Annotated in this window: 14 protein-coding genes; 7 read left to right on the top strand and 7 right to left on the bottom strand. The window is 52.7% G+C overall.

Annotation, left to right across the window (positions count from 1 at the left end; translation table 11 throughout):
- Genes hemX through hemC form a run of 3 tightly spaced genes read right to left on the bottom strand, consistent with a single transcriptional unit; the run spans nt 1 to nt 2,930 of the window.
- The gene (gene hemX / locus ACJHW7_RS19515) at nt 1-1,230 is read right to left on the bottom strand and encodes a uroporphyrinogen-III C-methyltransferase (protein WP_040235107.1); all 1,230 of its coding nucleotides are present in this window, start codon (nt 1,228-1,230) and stop codon (nt 1-3) included.
- A gap of 21 nt (nt 1,231-1,251) precedes the next feature.
- The gene (hemD, locus tag ACJHW7_RS19510; RefSeq protein ID WP_000026074.1) at nt 1,252-1,992 is read right to left on the bottom strand and encodes a uroporphyrinogen-III synthase; all 741 of its coding nucleotides are present in this window, start codon (nt 1,990-1,992) and stop codon (nt 1,252-1,254) included.
- The gene (hemC, locus tag ACJHW7_RS19505; RefSeq protein ID WP_001338644.1) at nt 1,989-2,930 is read right to left on the bottom strand and encodes a hydroxymethylbilane synthase; all 942 of its coding nucleotides are present in this window, start codon (nt 2,928-2,930) and stop codon (nt 1,989-1,991) included. The genes hemD and hemC overlap by 4 nt, the downstream gene beginning before the upstream one ends.
- Before the next feature lie 386 nt (nt 2,931-3,316).
- Here hemC and cyaA point away from each other — a divergent pair, with 386 nt between their 5' ends.
- Nucleotides 3,317-5,863, top strand: a complete 2,547-nt coding sequence (cyaA, locus tag ACJHW7_RS19500) for a class I adenylate cyclase (RefSeq protein WP_000281681.1) — start codon at nt 3,317-3,319, stop codon at nt 5,861-5,863.
- A 39-nt stretch (nt 5,864-5,902) separates the two neighbouring features.
- Here cyaA and cyaY read toward each other — a convergent pair whose 3' ends face one another.
- From cyaY to ACJHW7_RS19485, 3 genes are read right to left on the bottom strand one after another with little or no spacing between them, the layout of a single operon-like run.
- On the bottom strand, nt 5,903-6,223 hold the full coding sequence (gene cyaY, locus ACJHW7_RS19495; protein ID WP_000999947.1) for an iron donor protein CyaY: 321 nt from the start codon (nt 6,221-6,223) through the stop codon (nt 5,903-5,905).
- Between the two features lie 47 nt (nt 6,224-6,270).
- Nucleotides 6,271-7,596 carry a hypothetical protein gene (locus ACJHW7_RS19490; protein WP_001014280.1) on the bottom strand — a complete coding sequence of 442 codons (1,326 nt, stop codon included), beginning with the start codon at nt 7,594-7,596 and terminating at the stop codon, nt 6,271-6,273.
- A complete protein-coding gene (locus tag ACJHW7_RS19485; protein WP_021557368.1) occupies nt 7,593-9,071 on the bottom strand; it encodes a hypothetical protein in 1,479 nt (492 codons plus the stop codon). The genes ACJHW7_RS19490 and ACJHW7_RS19485 overlap by 4 nt, the downstream gene beginning before the upstream one ends.
- 188 nt (nt 9,072-9,259) lie before the next feature.
- On the opposite strand from ACJHW7_RS19485, the gene lptM reads away from it, so the two are divergent.
- From lptM to uvrD, 6 genes are all read left to right on the top strand, one after another.
- The gene (gene lptM / locus ACJHW7_RS19480) at nt 9,260-9,463 is read left to right on the top strand and encodes an LPS translocon maturation chaperone LptM (protein WP_000799889.1); all 204 of its coding nucleotides are present in this window, start codon (nt 9,260-9,262) and stop codon (nt 9,461-9,463) included.
- A 36-nt stretch (nt 9,464-9,499) separates the two neighbouring features.
- On the top strand, nt 9,500-10,324 hold the full coding sequence (gene dapF, locus ACJHW7_RS19475) for a diaminopimelate epimerase (RefSeq protein WP_001160654.1): 825 nt from the start codon (nt 9,500-9,502) through the stop codon (nt 10,322-10,324).
- Entirely contained in the window at nt 10,321-11,028 is a 708-nt protein-coding gene (locus ACJHW7_RS19470; RefSeq protein ID WP_000812793.1) for a DUF484 domain-containing protein, read from the top strand. Before dapF ends, ACJHW7_RS19470 begins: the two co-directional genes overlap by 4 nt.
- The gene (gene xerC, locus ACJHW7_RS19465; RefSeq protein WP_000130686.1) at nt 11,025-11,921 is read left to right on the top strand and encodes a tyrosine recombinase XerC; all 897 of its coding nucleotides are present in this window, start codon (nt 11,025-11,027) and stop codon (nt 11,919-11,921) included. The genes ACJHW7_RS19470 and xerC overlap by 4 nt, the downstream gene beginning before the upstream one ends.
- On the top strand, nt 11,921-12,637 hold the full coding sequence (gene yigB / locus ACJHW7_RS19460) for a 5-amino-6-(5-phospho-D-ribitylamino)uracil phosphatase YigB (RefSeq protein ID WP_001213584.1): 717 nt from the start codon (nt 11,921-11,923) through the stop codon (nt 12,635-12,637). Before xerC ends, yigB begins: the two co-directional genes overlap by 1 nt.
- Before the next feature lie 83 nt (nt 12,638-12,720).
- A complete protein-coding gene (gene uvrD / locus ACJHW7_RS19455) occupies nt 12,721-14,883 on the top strand; it encodes a DNA helicase II (protein WP_072847852.1) in 2,163 nt (720 codons plus the stop codon).
- A 54-nt stretch (nt 14,884-14,937) separates the two neighbouring features.
- Here the strand turns inward: uvrD and ACJHW7_RS19450 are convergent, their stop codons facing one another.
- On the bottom strand, nt 14,938-15,840 hold the full coding sequence (locus ACJHW7_RS19450) for an S-adenosyl-l-methionine hydroxide adenosyltransferase family protein (RefSeq protein WP_021557369.1): 903 nt from the start codon (nt 15,838-15,840) through the stop codon (nt 14,938-14,940).
- Nucleotides 15,841-15,873 lie beyond the last annotated feature (33 nt).

Below are 15,873 nucleotides of genomic sequence, written 5' to 3'. Positions count from 1 at the left end.
TTATTCTCCTTGCGGCGCGGCTGCCGGAGTATCAGCTTGCGGTGCAGGTGCAGGTGCAGGTGCAGGTGCAGGTGCAGGTGCAGGTGCAGGTGCAGGTGCAGGTTTAGCTTCCGTTGTCTCCGCTGCCGGTTGTGCCAGCAGGTTACCCACGCGAGTCTGCATCAGTTTTTCCAGCATCGCCTGGCTTTGCAGGGTTTCCGGAAGATCCATCGAGATATTTTGCTGGCTTAACTGGTCCACCTCGTCGAGGAATGCTTTGGTGGTGGCATCATCAGTATCGTAGTAAGCACGTACCCAGGTGGAGACGTTCTCCAGCGCCTGGCGATAAGTCTCTTCCTGATGACGCGGTACAGCTTGTGCTGCGACCAGCAGGCGAGAGCGAATATTTTCGCGCAGATAGATATCCTGATTTGGCGCTAACAGCGGTACGGCGGTGTCATCACGACGGCGAATCGTAATGAAGTTGTCCATAAAGTTCTGCCAGCTTTTTTGCAGATTGATACGCCATTCGCTGATAGAACTGGAAAGCTCTTCACCGTCGGAATCCATCGGCGAACCATCGCTGTCATTATCGGCCAGACGCAGGTTATCTACCTGATTTGAAAGCTGATTAAGCTTAAGGATGATGCCGTCATAATCCACCTGCGAAACTGCAGAAAGGCTGGCGATATCATCGGTAATTGCCCGACGAACGGTAATCAGACTCGGGTCATTCATATCCGCCAGGCTGGCATCTGCACTTTTCAGCAACGCTGCAGCGGTCGTGACGTCCTGATCGCTCCACAGCTTCCGTCCGGCGAGTTTCACCAGAAAATCGGCCTGAGCCAGCAGCCAGGTTTTAGCATCGCTGCCGGAAATGGTGGCGACCTTTTGTTGGACTTCATCCAACTGTTTTGCCAGCGTTTCTTGCTGACGATTCGCCTGCTTAAGCTGTGCAGCTTGTTGCTTAATAATGCCTTCCAGCTCGGCTTTTTGGCTCTCCTGGGCTTTTTGCAATGCCGTCAGTTGGTTAGCCAGGGCATCGCTGGTGGCGGTCTGATTGACGGCCTGTTGTTTACCCCAGCCATACAAACCGACGCCCGCCGCCAGAGCAATAGCGATAGCCACCGCGCTGAGAATCAATGCGGTATTGTTCTTACTCTTTTTTTCTGTTGCGACAGGTTGTGACGTGGTGTCCACGGCCTCCCTGGTCTCTTCAACCACGGCGGAGGTTTTTTCTTGTTCCGTCATTATGGCTTCCTGTTATGAGAGTTATTGTAATGCCCGTAAAAGCGCATCGTTGTCAGCGTTATCGGCGACCTTAATGTCTTGCCAGCCCAGTTCCCGGGCGAGTTTCGCCAAACGCTCACTGACGACCAATAGTCGACAGTGTAGTAACCAGTGCTCACGATACCATTGTGGGATCAGCGACCAGAGTTGCTGCAACATTTCACCGCTGGTAACAACGACCGTCGTCACCTCGCGGGATTGCCAGCGCATCGCTTCTTCTGCACCATCGTAATGGATTGCGCATCGTTGATAACATTCACAAAAAGTGACCTCAGCACCGCGCGCCGTCAGGGTATCCCCAATTAGCTCACGACCTCCATTGCCACGTAATATCAGCGCACGTTTGCCCGCAATATTTTGTAATTCAGGTAATTGTAGCAAGACTTCGCTGATTTCCCGATCCTGTGGGTAGAGAATCTTCTGTCCGCTTACGGTATGTAGCGCCAGTGCGGTGGTGCGTCCAATGGCGAAATAAGTAGGTAGTCGGGGCCATTTACGATCTTGCTGATGCAGCTGTGATTGGGCAAAAGCAACCGCGTGTTGCGAGAGGGCAAACAACAGATCGCTCTCCCCCAGCGCTGCCAGTTGATCAGCAAGTTGCGGTAATTGTCGACCCGGAGAAAACTCAATCAGCGGAAAATGCCAGGCCACCTGCCCCAGTGTGCGCAGACGGCTCACTAACTCTTCTCCAGCGGGAGATGGGCGGGTGACCAGGATACTCATGCCGGGGCGTCTCCGTTATAGACTTCAGCGAGGATCTCGCGCGCGCCGTTATTCAGTAGCTCTTCTGCCAGCGAAATCCCCATTTGTTCGGCATCTTGCGGCGCACCGCGGCGTTCACCGCGAATAATCTGCGAGCCGTCCGGCGCGCCGACCAGCGCACGCAGCCAGATTTCGCCATCAATAAGCTCGGCGTAGCTACCAATTGGCACCTGACATCCGCCTTCGAGACGGGTATTCATGGCGCGTTCTGCGGTAACGCGCAGTGCAGTTTCGTGGTGATTCAGCGCGGCAAGCAGCTCGCGAGTGCGTGAATCATCAAGGCGGCATTCAATACCCACCGCACCTTGTCCTACCGCCGGAAGAGAAATCTCGGGTGGCAACGCGGCGCGAATACGTGACTCCAGACCTAAACGTTTTAGTCCGGCTACGGCAAGAATGATGGCATCGTATTCGCCGTTATCCAGTTTGCTCAGGCGAGTGCCGACGTTGCCGCGCAGGGAGCGGATAATCAGATCCGGGCGGCGTTCAGCCAGTTGGCACTGGCGACGTAAACTGGACGTCCCGACGATACTGCCTGCCGGTAACGCATCCAGACTGTCATAGTTATTGGACACAAAGGCATCGCGAGGATCTTCACGCTCGCAAATAGTGACCAGCCCCAGACCTTGCGGGAATTCAACCGGCACATCTTTCATTGAATGTACGGCGATATCGGCGCGATTTTCGAGGAGCGCGACTTCCAGCTCTTTTACAAATAAGCCTTTTCCGCCGACTTTCGCCAGCGGCGTATCAAGAATCACATCGCCGCGCGTCACCATCGGTACCAGTTCAACGACCAGGCCCGGATGGCTCGCCATCAACTTGTCTTTGACATAGTGTGCCTGCCAGAGTGCAAGTGGGCTTTGGCGTGTGGCAATTCTTAAAACATTGTCTAACATGCTTGTTACCGTCATTATCATCCGTGGTCCATCCTAACATCCTTGCCAGAGTGATGTCAGTGTTGTGGTGAAACGTAGACGCCTGCGCAAACCGTAAAATGAGGTCTGGCAGTGGATCCTGACAGGCGTTTCACGCCGTCGTAATAAGGAATTTACAGAGAATAAACGGTGCTACACTTGTATGTAGCGCATCTTTCTTTACGGTCAATCAGCAAGGTGTTAAATTGATCACGTTTTAGACCATTTTTTCGTCGTGAAACTAAAAAAACCAGGCGCGAAAAGTGGTAACGGTTACCTTTGACATACGAAATATCCCGAATGCCGCGTGTTACCGTTGATGTTGGCGGAATCACAGTCATGACGGGTAGCAAATCAGGCGATACGTCTTGTACCTCTATATTGAGACTCTGAAACAGAGACTGGATGCCATAAATCAATTGCGTGTGGATCGCGCGCTTGCTGCTATGGGGCCTGCATTCCAACAGGTCTACAGTCTACTGCCGACATTGTTGCACTATCACCATCCGCTAATGCCGGGTTACCTTGATGGTAACGTTCCCAAAGGCATTTGCCTTTACACGCCTGATGAAACTCAACGCCACTACCTGAACGAGCTTGAACTGTATCGTGGAATGTCAGTACAGGACCCACCGAAAGGTGAGCTTCCAATTACTGGTGTATACACCATGGGCAGCACCTCGTCCGTAGGGCAAAGTTGTTCCTCTGACCTGGATATCTGGGTCTGTCATCAATCCTGGCTCGATAGCGAAGAGCGCCAGTTACTACAACGTAAATGTAGTCTGCTGGAAAGCTGGGCCGCCTCGCTGGGTGTGGAAGTCAGCTTCTTCCTGATTGATGAAAACCGCTTCCGTCATAATGAAAGCGGCAGCCTGGGGGGCGAAGATTGTGGCTCCACCCAGCATATACTGCTGCTTGACGAATTTTATCGTACCGCCGTGCGTCTCGCCGGTAAGCGTATTCTGTGGAATATGGTGCCGTGCGACGAAGAAGAGCATTACGACGACTATGTGATGACGCTTTACGCGCAGGGCGTGCTGACGCCAAATGAATGGCTGGATCTCGGTGGCTTAAGCTCGCTTTCTGCTGAAGAGTACTTTGGTGCCAGCCTTTGGCAGCTCTACAAGAGTATCGATTCCCCATACAAAGCGGTACTGAAAACACTGCTGCTGGAAGCCTATTCCTGGGAATACCCGAACCCACGTCTGCTGGCGAAAGATATCAAACAGCGTTTGCACGACGGCGAGATTGTATCGTTTGGTCTCGATCCATACTGCATGATGCTGGAGCGTGTTACTGAATACCTGACGGCGATTGAAGATTTTACCCGTCTGGATTTAGTACGTCGCTGCTTCTATTTAAAAGTGTGCGAAAAGCTCAGCCGTGAACGCGCCTGCGTAGGCTGGCGTCGCGCAGTGTTGAGCCAGTTAGTGAGCGAGTGGGGTTGGGACGAAGCTCGTCTGGCAATGCTCGATAACCGCGCTAACTGGAAGATTGATCAGGTGCGTGAGGCGCACAACGAGTTGCTCGACGCGATGATGCAGAGCTACCGTAATCTGATCCGCTTTGCGCGTCGCAATAACCTTAGCGTCTCCGCCAGTCCGCAGGATATCGGCGTGCTGACGCGTAAGCTGTATGCCGCGTTTGAAGCATTACCAGGTAAAGTGACGCTGGTAAACCCGCAGATTTCACCCGATCTCTCGGAACCGAATCTGACCTTTATTTATGTGCCGCCGGGCCGTGCTAACCGTTCAGGTTGGTATCTGTATAACCGCGCGCCAAATATTGAGTCGATCATCAGCCATCAGCCGCTGGAATATAACCGTTACCTGAATAAACTGGTGGCGTGGGCATGGTTTAACGGCCTGCTGACCTCGCGCACCCGTTTGTATATTAAAGGTAACGGCATTGTCGATTTGCCTAAGTTGCAGGAGATGGTCGCCGACGTGTCGCACCATTTCCCGCTGCGCTTACCTGCACCGACACCGAAGGCGCTCTACAGCCCGTGTGAGATCCGCCATCTGGCGATTATCGTTAACCTGGAATATGACCCGACAGCGGCGTTCCGCAATCAGGTGGTGCATTTTGATTTCCGTAAGCTGGATGTCTTCAGCTTTGGCGAGAATCAAAATTGCCTGGTAGGTAGCGTTGACCTGCTGTACCGCAACTCGTGGAACGAAGTGCGTACGCTGCACTTCAACGGCGAGCAATCGATGATCGAAGCCCTGAAAACTATTCTCGGCAAAATGCATCAGGACGCCGCACCGCCAGATAGCGTGGAAGTCTTCTGTTATAGCCAGCATCTGCGCGGGTTAATCCGTACTCGCGTGCAGCAACTGGTTTCTGAGTGTATTGAACTGCGCCTTTCCAGCACCCGCCAGGAAACCGGGCGTTTCAAGGCGCTGCGCGTTTCTGGTCAAACCTGGGGCTTGTTCTTCGAACGCCTGAATGTATCGGTACAAAAACTGGAAAACGCCATCGAGTTTTATGGCGCTATTTCGCATAACAAACTGCACGGCCTGTCAGTGCAGGTTGAAACCAATCACGTCAAATTACCGGCGGTGGTGGACGGCTTTGCCAGCGAAGGGATCATCCAGTTCTTCTTCGAAGAAACGCAAGACGAGAATGGCTTTAATATCTACATTCTCGACGAAAGCAACCGGGTTGAGGTGTATCACCACTGCGAAGGCAGCAAAGAGGAGCTGGTACGTGACGTCAGTCGCTTCTACTCGTCATCGCACGATCGCTTCACCTACGGCTCAAGCTTTATCAACTTCAACCTGCCGCAGTTCTATCAGATTGTGAAGGTTGATGGTCGTGAACAGGTGATTCCGTTCCGCACAAAATCTATCGGTAACATGCCGCCCGCCAATCAGGACAACGATACGCCGCTATTACAGCAGTATTTTTCGTGATGAGCGTGCCGGAAAGCGAGGCTTATCCGGCATGCAATCTTAGCGGAAACTGACTGTTTCACCCGCTTGCTGTGTCGCCGCCTGTTCCAGCAAATCCCAGAAGGTTTCGCCGCTGCGATCGCAAATCCACTCATCGCCTTTCAGATCAAAATGGTAGCCGCCTTGTTTGGTTGCCAGCCATACCTGGTGCAGCGGTTCCTGGCGGTTGATAATGATTTTGCTGCCGTTTTCAAAGGTAATGGTCAGCACGCCGCCGTTGATTTCGCAGTCGATATCGCTGTCGCCATCCCAGTCGTCCAGACGCTCTTCAATGGTCAGCCACAGTTGATCAGCCAGGCGATGAAATTCACTGTCGTTCATTGTTGTATCCTGTTTTTAAGTGATGGCGGCAGTATAGCGGCATGGGGTCAGGGCTTCAAAGTTTGCACCTCTGCTGCTGCGTTCCGGCATGATTCATCCGTCACCGGAATAATGATGTCTCTGTTTTGAACTTCACGTACGTTCTCCTCTCTGACACGAGTTTTCGCCGGGCAGGGGGAGGGCGTAATCCTTACCTCTGTATCGGTCCATGTATAAACATTGCGATCGTCATAAGCGAAGCGATCGTTTTTAGTTAGCGGACCGTTAACTGGAATAATTTGCAAGCTCTTTGACCGTAATTGGCGGATAAAATAAGCATGCTGTTTGCCGCTATTAAATGAGCGATCAATGACCAGGTCTGGCGTATCCAGCGGGATTATCTCAAGCTGGTCTTCACCAAATGTCGATAATTTTGTTACATACAACCGATCTTTATATTGCGCAATATTGCCAGTAATCAGATGGAATTGTTCAGGTTCAATATCTGGTAGGTCTATCCACTTGCTCCACTGACGGTCGGACGTGAGCTGTTTACGCCAGCGAACGCGACTTTCCCCTACTTCAAAAGAGACGTCATCATCTACGGGTATCGCTTTGTCTGATAATTGACCAAAGGGATAACGATGCATACCCTTATTGTCGCGAAAAACCAGCAGTGAATGAGGTATCCAGCGAATTATCTCAAATGAGTCTGCATTCGCCGTAAGGTGAACGCCATTTAAATAAATATTCTGCCCACTGCGGATAAGCAGATCATTGGAATACAAATTTCTGTTTACACTCATAAGACGTGGATTAATACCCCACCATCTTTTTTCTAATACAGTAACATTACTGCTGCTCCCCTGACGTCGACCGGACAAATAGAGATTTTTACTATCCACCAGCGTGGTAGAGTTACCTTCGATAGCTTTTAGTGTCGCCAGATCAACACGTGACGCGCCGCTATTACTTTCGGTGCGCTGTCCGTCAAAATAGAGGCTATATTTATCGACCGCGAAGCGGCCCATAGCCTGAAAGCTGGCAATATCGACAGTGGGTGTTCCCGGTGGATTGCTAACGATTTTGCCACGCCAGAGAATAACGCGGCCGTCTGTCACCCAGTGGTATTCCTCATTTTTTATGCTTATTTCATCGGTGGGTATATAGCCTTCCACCAACTCCCGCTCCCCGGATATATTTGTCACAAGGCGCAAATCGGCTCTGTTCATCTTCGGAAATTGGGCAATGATTTTCTTATCCCCCCAATAACCTTTACCGTAAGACATAACACCGTGATCATTGTAATAGTCGAACCCTATGGCCTGTACAGCAGGCGTCAGAAATATGTGCCCCAACAGGATGAGTGCAACAGTGATTATTTGACCATTCATTTTGTCGCCTCATTGCGCGGGGCAGGAATAAATTCGCCGTCATCGGTAATTTTTCCGTCCAGATATCCCGTTTTGTAATTTACCCCGTAGCCATATCCCGAATGTTGTTCCTTCCAGATTAAGCGAACTTGTTTCGGATCCGCGGTGCGGTATCGCCAGAGCTGCGCGCCATCAAAGCTGTAAACGTAGCGGTTATCGCGGGCATACCATCTGCGCAAAAAGGGATGGTCATTAAGATGGGCTTCGCGTTCATCCGGAGAGCGGTTATCCAGTAAGATCAGCGGTCCGTCAGATTCAAACACGTGTAAACCGGAATGGTATGGCCACCCTTCGGCACGCGTAAGTAAATAGCCGTGGCGTTTCCCGGCGTTGAAACGTTTGTTGATAATAAGATTGGGATCATCAAGTTTCACGATCTCCAGCTTGCGGTCACCAGACTCTGTTTCGATGATGGTATAAAGCGAGTCCTGATACTGTGCGACAGCATCACTGATGGGGTGAAACTGTTCCGGATCGAGTCCCGGTAATTCTTCCTGTTTACAGTCAGGCCCCTGACGCCAGAACACTTTCTTTTCCAGCAGAGAAAAATCCAGACAGTGCTTTGTTAAATCCTCATCCCACGCCAGATTTTCCTTGTCGAGGACTTTACGCTGTAGCCCGTTTTTATCACGCCAGGTCAAGAGTGAGCCGGGCATCCAGCGCACGACGGAAAAGGTGTCCGGGTCGGCATCAAGCTGTTCGCCGTTGATCAGGATTTTGGTCCGTGTACGAGCCAGGGTATCCCAGGGGCCGAATGGTACGGCAACGCAGGGGTTAAACGTGGTGGAAAACTTTCCTCGCTGATCCCAGGACTTCTGCGCCAGCACACGGAAACTCTCGGGGTCAGCGAGGCGATGCCCATTGATATACAAGAAATTAGCGTCACGTAATATCAGCCCCAGTAAGTCAGGATCCCAGGGAGGCCGGAATTCCACCTGATGCAGTGTTTTGATATCTACGCTATTTCCCCCGCCATTGTCATCGGTGCGCTTGCCTTCGAAATAGAGACTGTGTTTATCTGCGGCAAAATCACCCCATGCCTTGAACGAGGCGACATCGACGGGAGGTGTGCCGGGAGGGTTTTGCACAACTTCACCCGCGTAGAGGATATTGCGGCCATCGCTATGCCAGGAGTAATGAGGATACCAGGCTTGTGCGCCTTCATAGAGGTAGTCGGTTGTTAGATCAGTCAGAGGTGGTTCTTTATTCCATTCATCTTGTGTTGTTGGGTCTATTAATAAATTGGGTAAACGGCGCAAACTCTTGTAATTCACGTCAGGTAGAGAAAGATTTGTTTCTTTATAAGGGCGCAGGTACACCACGCCTTTTCCCTGTTTCTGGTAAATATTATGTTCAGGTGCATCAAGCCGACATCCCCATGCCGACGATAAGAACAATGAACAAGCCAACAAACAAACCACATTGCGATAGTGCATAAAGCCATCCTGGCGCGAGGTGTTGATCACGAAACTACCAGCAAAACATAAATCCTCACGAGTAAGCGTTATACTCGCAGCATTTCCTCACTTTTCAGACTTCATAAAGAGTCGCTAAATGCTTGCTTTTACGCCTTCTCCTGCGATGATAGAAAGCAGAAAGCGATGAACTTTACAGGCAATCCATAATGAAAAACGTGTTTAAGGCACTCACTGTATTACTTACTCTCTTCAGCCTGACGGGCTGCGGTCTGAAAGGTCCGCTCTATTTCCCGCCTGCAGATAAAAATGCACCGCCGCCGACCAAACCGGTAGAGACGCAAACGCAATCCACGGTGCCGGATAAAAACGATCGCGCCACTGGCGATGGTCCATCCCAGGTGAATTACTAAAAGTCAGTTTCTGTACCCGCGTGATTGGAGTAAATGATGCAGTTCTCGAAAATGCATGGCCTTGGCAACGATTTTATGGTCGTCGACGCGGTAACGCAGAATGTCTTTTTTTCACCGGAGCTGATTCGTCGCCTGGCGGATCGGCACCTGGGGGTAGGGTTTGACCAGCTGCTGGTGGTTGAGCCGCCGTATGATCCTGAACTGGATTTTCACTATCGCATTTTCAATGCTGATGGCAGTGAAGTGGCGCAGTGCGGCAACGGTGCGCGCTGCTTTGCCCGTTTTGTGCGCCTGAAAGGGCTGACCAATAAGCGTGATATCCGCGTCAGCACTGCCAACGGGCGGATGGTTCTGACCGTCACCGATGATGATCTGGTCCGCGTAAATATGGGCGAACCCAACTTCGAACCTTCCGCTGTGCCGTTTCGCGCTAACAAAGCGGAAAAGACCTATATTATGCGCGCCGCCGAGCAGACAATCTTATGCGGCGTGGTGTCGATGGGAAATCCGCATTGCGTGATTCAGGTCGATGATGTCGATACCGCGGCGGTAGAAACGCTTGGTCCTGTTTTGGAAAGCCACGAGCGTTTTCCGGAGCGAGCCAATATCGGTTTTATGCAAGTGGTTAAGCGCGAGCATATTCGTTTACGCGTTTATGAGCGTGGGGCAGGAGAAACCCAGGCCTGCGGCAGCGGCGCGTGTGCGGCGGTTGCAGTAGGGATTCAGCAAGGTTTGCTGGCCGAAGAAGTACGCGTGGAACTCCCCGGCGGTCGTCTTGATATCGCCTGGAAAGGTCCGGGTCACCCGTTATATATGACTGGCCCGGCGGTACATGTCTACGACGGATTTATTCATCTATGAAGCAACCAGGGGAAGAACTGCAGGAAACACTCACGGAGCTTGATGACCGGGCGGTTGTCGATTATCTGATTAAAAATCCTGAGTTTTTTATCCGCAATGCGCGCGCAGTAGAAGCGATACGTGTGCCGCATCCGGTACGCGGCACCGTTTCGTTGGTCGAGTGGCACATGGCCCGCGCACGTAATCATATTCATGTTCTGGAAGAGAACATGGCGCTGTTGATGGAACAGGCTATCGCCAACGAAGGCCTGTTTTATCGCCTACTCTACCTGCAGCGCAGTCTCACCGCCGCCAGCAGTCTCGACGATATGCTGATGCGCTTTCACCGCTGGGCGCGCGATCTCGGCCTGGCAGGTGCGAGTCTGCGCCTGTTTCCGGATCGCTGGCGCTTAGGTGCGCCGTCGAACCACACTCATCTGGCATTAAGCCGTCAGTCTTTCGAACCGCTGCGTATTCAGCGTTTGGGGCAGGAACAGCACTATCTTGGGCCGCTTAACGGACCAGAGCTGCTGGTGGTGCTACCGGAAGCGAAAGCGGTGGGATCGGTGGCGATGTCGATGCTGGGAAGCGATGCTGATTTGGGTATTGTGCTGTTTACCAGTCGCGATGCCAGTCACTATCAACAAGGGCAGGGAACGCAGTTACTTCATGAAATTGCGCTGATGTTGCCGGAGCTTCTGGAGCGTTGGATTGAACGCGTATGACCGATTTACACACCGATGTAGAACGCTACCTACGTTATCTGAGCGTGGAGCGTCAGCTTAGCCCGATAACCCTACTTAACTACCAGCGTCAGCTTGAGGCGATCATCAATTTTGCCAGCGAAAACGGCCTGCAAAGCTGGCAACAATGCGATGCAGCGATGGTACGCAATTTTGCTGTACGCAGTCGCCGTAAAGGGCTGGGAGCAGCAAGTCTGGCGTTACGGCTTTCTGCGCTACGTAGCTTTTTTGACTGGCTGGTCAGCCAGAACGAACTCAAAGCTAACCCGGCGAAAGGAGTTTCGGCACCGAAAGCGCCGCGTCATCTGCCGAAAAACATCGACGTCGACGATATGAATCGGCTGCTGGATATTGATATCAACGATCCCCTCGCTGTACGCGACCGTGCAATGCTGGAAGTGATGTACGGCGCGGGTCTGCGTCTTTCCGAGCTGGTGGGGCTGGATATCAAACACCTCGACCTGGAGTCTGGTGAAGTGTGGGTAATGGGGAAAGGCAGCAAAGAGCGCCGCCTGCCGATTGGTCGCAACGCTGTGGCGTGGATTGAGCACTGGCTTGATTTGCGCGACCTGTTTGGTAGCGAAGACGACGCACTTTTTCTGTCGAAACTGGGCAAGCGTATCTCCGCGCGTAATGTGCAGAAACGCTTTGCCGAATGGGGCATAAAACAAGGGCTGAATAATCACGTTCACCCGCATAAATTACGTCACTCGTTCGCCACGCATATGCTGGAGTCGAGCGGCGATCTTCGTGGTGTGCAGGAGCTGCTGGGTCATGCCAACCTCTCCACCACGCAAATCTATACTCATCTTGATTTTCAACACCTTGCCTCGGTGTACGATGCGGCGCATCCACGCGCCAAACGGGGGAAATAATGCGTTTTTACCGGCCTTTGGGGCGCATCTCGGCGCTCACCTTTGACCTGGATGATACCCTTTACGATAACCGTCCGGTGATTTTGCGCACCGAGCGAGAGGCGCTTACCTTTGTGCAAAATTATCATCCGGCGCTGCGCAGCTTCCAGAATGAAGATCTGCAACGCCTGCGCCAGGCGGTACGGGAAGCGGAACCCGAGATTTATCACGACGTGACGCGTTGGCGTTTTCGTTCGATTGAACAAGCGATGCTCGACGCCGGGCTGAGTGCCGAAGAAGCCAGTGCAGGCGCACACGCAGCAATGATTAACTTTGCCAAATGGCGCAGCCGGATCGACGTCCCGCAGCAAACCCACGACACCTTAAAACAGCTGGCGAAGAAATGGCCGCTGGTGGCGATCACCAACGGTAACGCCCAGCCAGAACTGTTCGGCCTGGGCGACTATTTTGAGTTTGTGCTGCGCGCTGGCCCGCACGGGCGCTCAAAACCGTTCAGCGATATGTACTTTTTGGCTGCGGAAAAACTCAACGTGCCGATCGGCGAGATCTTACATGTTGGGGACGATCTCACCACTGACGTGGGTGGGGCAATTCGCAGCGGAATGCAGGCTTGTTGGATCAGACCGGAAAATGGCGATCTGATGCAAACCTGGGACAGCCGTTTACTCCCGCATCTGGAAATTTCCAGGTTGGCATCTCTGACCTCGCTGATATAATCAGCAAATCTGTATATATACCCAGCTTTTTGGCGGAGGGCGTTGCGCTTCTCCGCCCAACCTATTTTTACGCGGCGGTGCCAATGGACGTTTCTTACCTGCTCGACAGCCTTAATGACAAACAGCGCGAAGCGGTGGCCGCGCCACGCAGCAACCTTCTGGTGCTGGCGGGCGCGGGCAGTGGTAAGACGCGCGTACTGGTGCATCGTATCGCCTGGCTGATGAGCGTGGAAAACTGCTCGCCATACTCGATTATGGCGGTGACGTTTACCAACAAAGCGGCGGCGGAGATGCGTCATCGTATCGGGCAACTGATGGGCACCAGCCAGGGCGGCATGTGGGTCGGCACCTTCCACGGGCTGGCGCACCGCCTGCTGCGTGCGCACCATATGGACGCCAATCTGCCGCAGGATTTCCAGATCCTAGACAGTGAAGACCAGCTACGCCTGCTTAAGCGTCTGATCAAAGCCATGAACCTCGACGAGAAGCAGTGGCCGCCGCGCCAGGCAATGTGGTACATCAACAGCCAGAAAGATGAAGGCCTGCGTCCGCATCATATTCAAAGCTACGGTAATCCGGTGGAGCAGACCTGGCAGAAGGTGTATCAGGCGTATCAGGAAGCGTGTGACCGCGCGGGCCTGGTGGACTTCGCCGAGCTGCTGCTGCGCGCTCACGAGTTGTGGCTTAACAAGCCGCATATCCTGCAACACTACCGCGAACGTTTTACCAATATCCTGGTGGACGAATTCCAGGATACCAACAACATTCAGTACGCGTGGATCCGCCTGCTGGCGGGCGACACCGGCAAAGTGATGATCGTCGGTGATGACGACCAGTCAATCTACGGCTGGCGCGGGGCGCAGGTGGAGAATATTCAGCGTTTCCTCAATGATTTCCCCGGTGCCGAAACTATCCGTCTGGAGCAGAACTATCGTTCTACCAGTAACATTCTGAGCGCCGCGAACGCCCTGATTGAAAACAACAACGGGCGTCTGGGTAAAAAACTGTGGACCGATGGCGCGGACGGTGAGCCTATTTCCCTCTATTGCGCTTTTAACGAACTCGATGAAGCGCGTTTTGTGGTTAACCGCATCAAAACCTGGCAGGACAACGGTGGGGCGCTCGCCGAGTGCGCCATTCTCTACCGCAGCAACGCCCAGTCGCGTGTACTGGAAGAAGCACTGTTGCAGGCAAGTATGCCGTACCGTATTTACGGCGGGATGCGATTCTTCGAACGCCAGGAAATCAAAGATGCGCTCTCGTATCTGCGCCTGATTGCCAACCGCAACGACGACGCGGCCTTTGAGCGTGTGGTGAATACGCCAACGCGGGGTATTGGTGACCGGACGCTGGACGTGGTACGTCAGACATCGCGCGATCGCCAGTTAACACTCTGGCAGGCATGTCGTGAGCTGTTGCAGGAAAAAGCGCTCGCCGGGCGAGCTGCCAGCGCCTTGCAGCGATTTATGGAATTAATCGACGCCTTAGCGCAAGAAACTGCCGATATGCCGCTGCATGTACAGACTGACCGGGTAATTAAAGACTCCGGCCTGCGCACCATGTACGAGCAGGAGAAGGGCGAAAAAGGCCAGACGCGTATCGAAAACTTAGAGGAACTGGTGACGGCAACGCGCCAGTTCAGCTACAACGAAGAAGATGAAGATTTAATGCCGCTGCAGGCGTTCCTCTCCCATGCGGCACTGGAAGCGGGCGAGGGGCAGGCGGATACCTGGCAGGACGCGGTGCAGTTGATGACGCTACACTCGGCGAAAGGGCTGGAGTTCCCGCAGGTGTTTATCGTCGGTATGGAAGAGGGCATGTTCCCAAGCCAGATGTCGCTGGATGAAGGCGGTCGTCTGGAAGAAGAACGCCGTCTGGCCTACGTTGGCGTAACCCGTGCGATGCAGAAACTGACGCTGACCTACGCGGAAACTCGCCGTCTGTATGGCAAAGAGGTTTACCATCGCCCGTCGCGCTTTATCGGCGAGCTGCCGGAAGAGTGTGTGGAAGAGGTGCGCCTGCGCGCCACGGTAAGCCGCCCGGTCAGCCATCAGCGTATGGGTACGCCGATGGTCGAGAACGACAGCGGCTACAAGCTCGGCCAGCGTGTACGCCACGCTAAGTTTGGTGAAGGCGCTATCGTCAATATGGAAGGCAGCGGCGAGCATAGCCGTTTGCAGGTGGCATTCCAGGGCCAGGGTATTAAATGGCTGGTGGCGGCTTACGCCCGGCTGGAGACGGTATAATTTACGATCACGGTGCCGGATGCGGTGCGCCACACCGCATCCGGCATCAGCACCTTACTTAGCGCACTTCTTCACATCAATATTCCAGTTAGCACCAGACGCAACCTGATGTTTCTGCGCGAAATTATCCATATTCAGCGCCACGGAAACATTCAATAAGCTGTTCAGATACACCATCGGCTGACCTTCCGGCACATCGCCGAAGCTTGCGACATACGGCATTTTCCCTTCGTATTTTTGCTGGGAACCTTCGGAAATGGTTACACACAACGTGTCGTTGAGTTTGATTCCTGCCTGATTCAGCAACTCGTCGCTGATATTGCTCCAGACGTTGCCGTACTGAATATCGAGAATCGGGATATTGCCCTTCACTTCACCTTTTGTTGCTTTGGCTTTCTGATAAGAAAGTTCGACAACTTTTGCAGGAAGCTCTGGCCCCACCTGTTCGAACGTGATCGCTCCGGAAGCCAGGCGTGCACCGGTGTAGGCATACACGTCACGACCGTGGAAGGTATATGACTTTTCGGAACCTTTCAGGCGGTTGGTTTTTTCATCGATTTGCCGGACGCTCTCAATACCCAGCGATTCCGCCACCAAAGTGAGCGTACCGTTATCTGGTGAAACGAAGTATTGACCGTTTTTGGTTTTCAGCACTACCGATTTACGGTCTGTACCTACACCTGGATCGACCACGCTAACAAACACCGAACCTTGTGGCCAATAACTGGCGGTCTGATACAGGCGGTAAGCGCCTTCCCAGATGTTATACGGTGGAATTTCGTGTGTTAAATCAAAGATTTTAAGATTATGGTCAACACCGAATGCGACCCCTTTCATCGCCGAGACGGCACCATCTTTCAGGCTAAAATCAGTTTGTAAAATCAAAGCGTTATCCGAATAAGCGGATGATGATCCCAGACACGTTAATAAAAATAACGTTGCGAGCGTTTTTTTCATTTTTGTTTCCCTTCATTTATCTGATGATTTTCC

It is taken from the genome of Escherichia sp. WS1152, from assembly GCF_046487665.1.
Taxonomy (GTDB): Bacteria; Pseudomonadota; Gammaproteobacteria; order Enterobacterales; family Enterobacteriaceae; genus Escherichia; species Escherichia coli.
The sequence above is the reverse complement of the archived record's forward strand: the minus strand, read 5'-3'. Positions and strand labels throughout refer to the sequence as shown.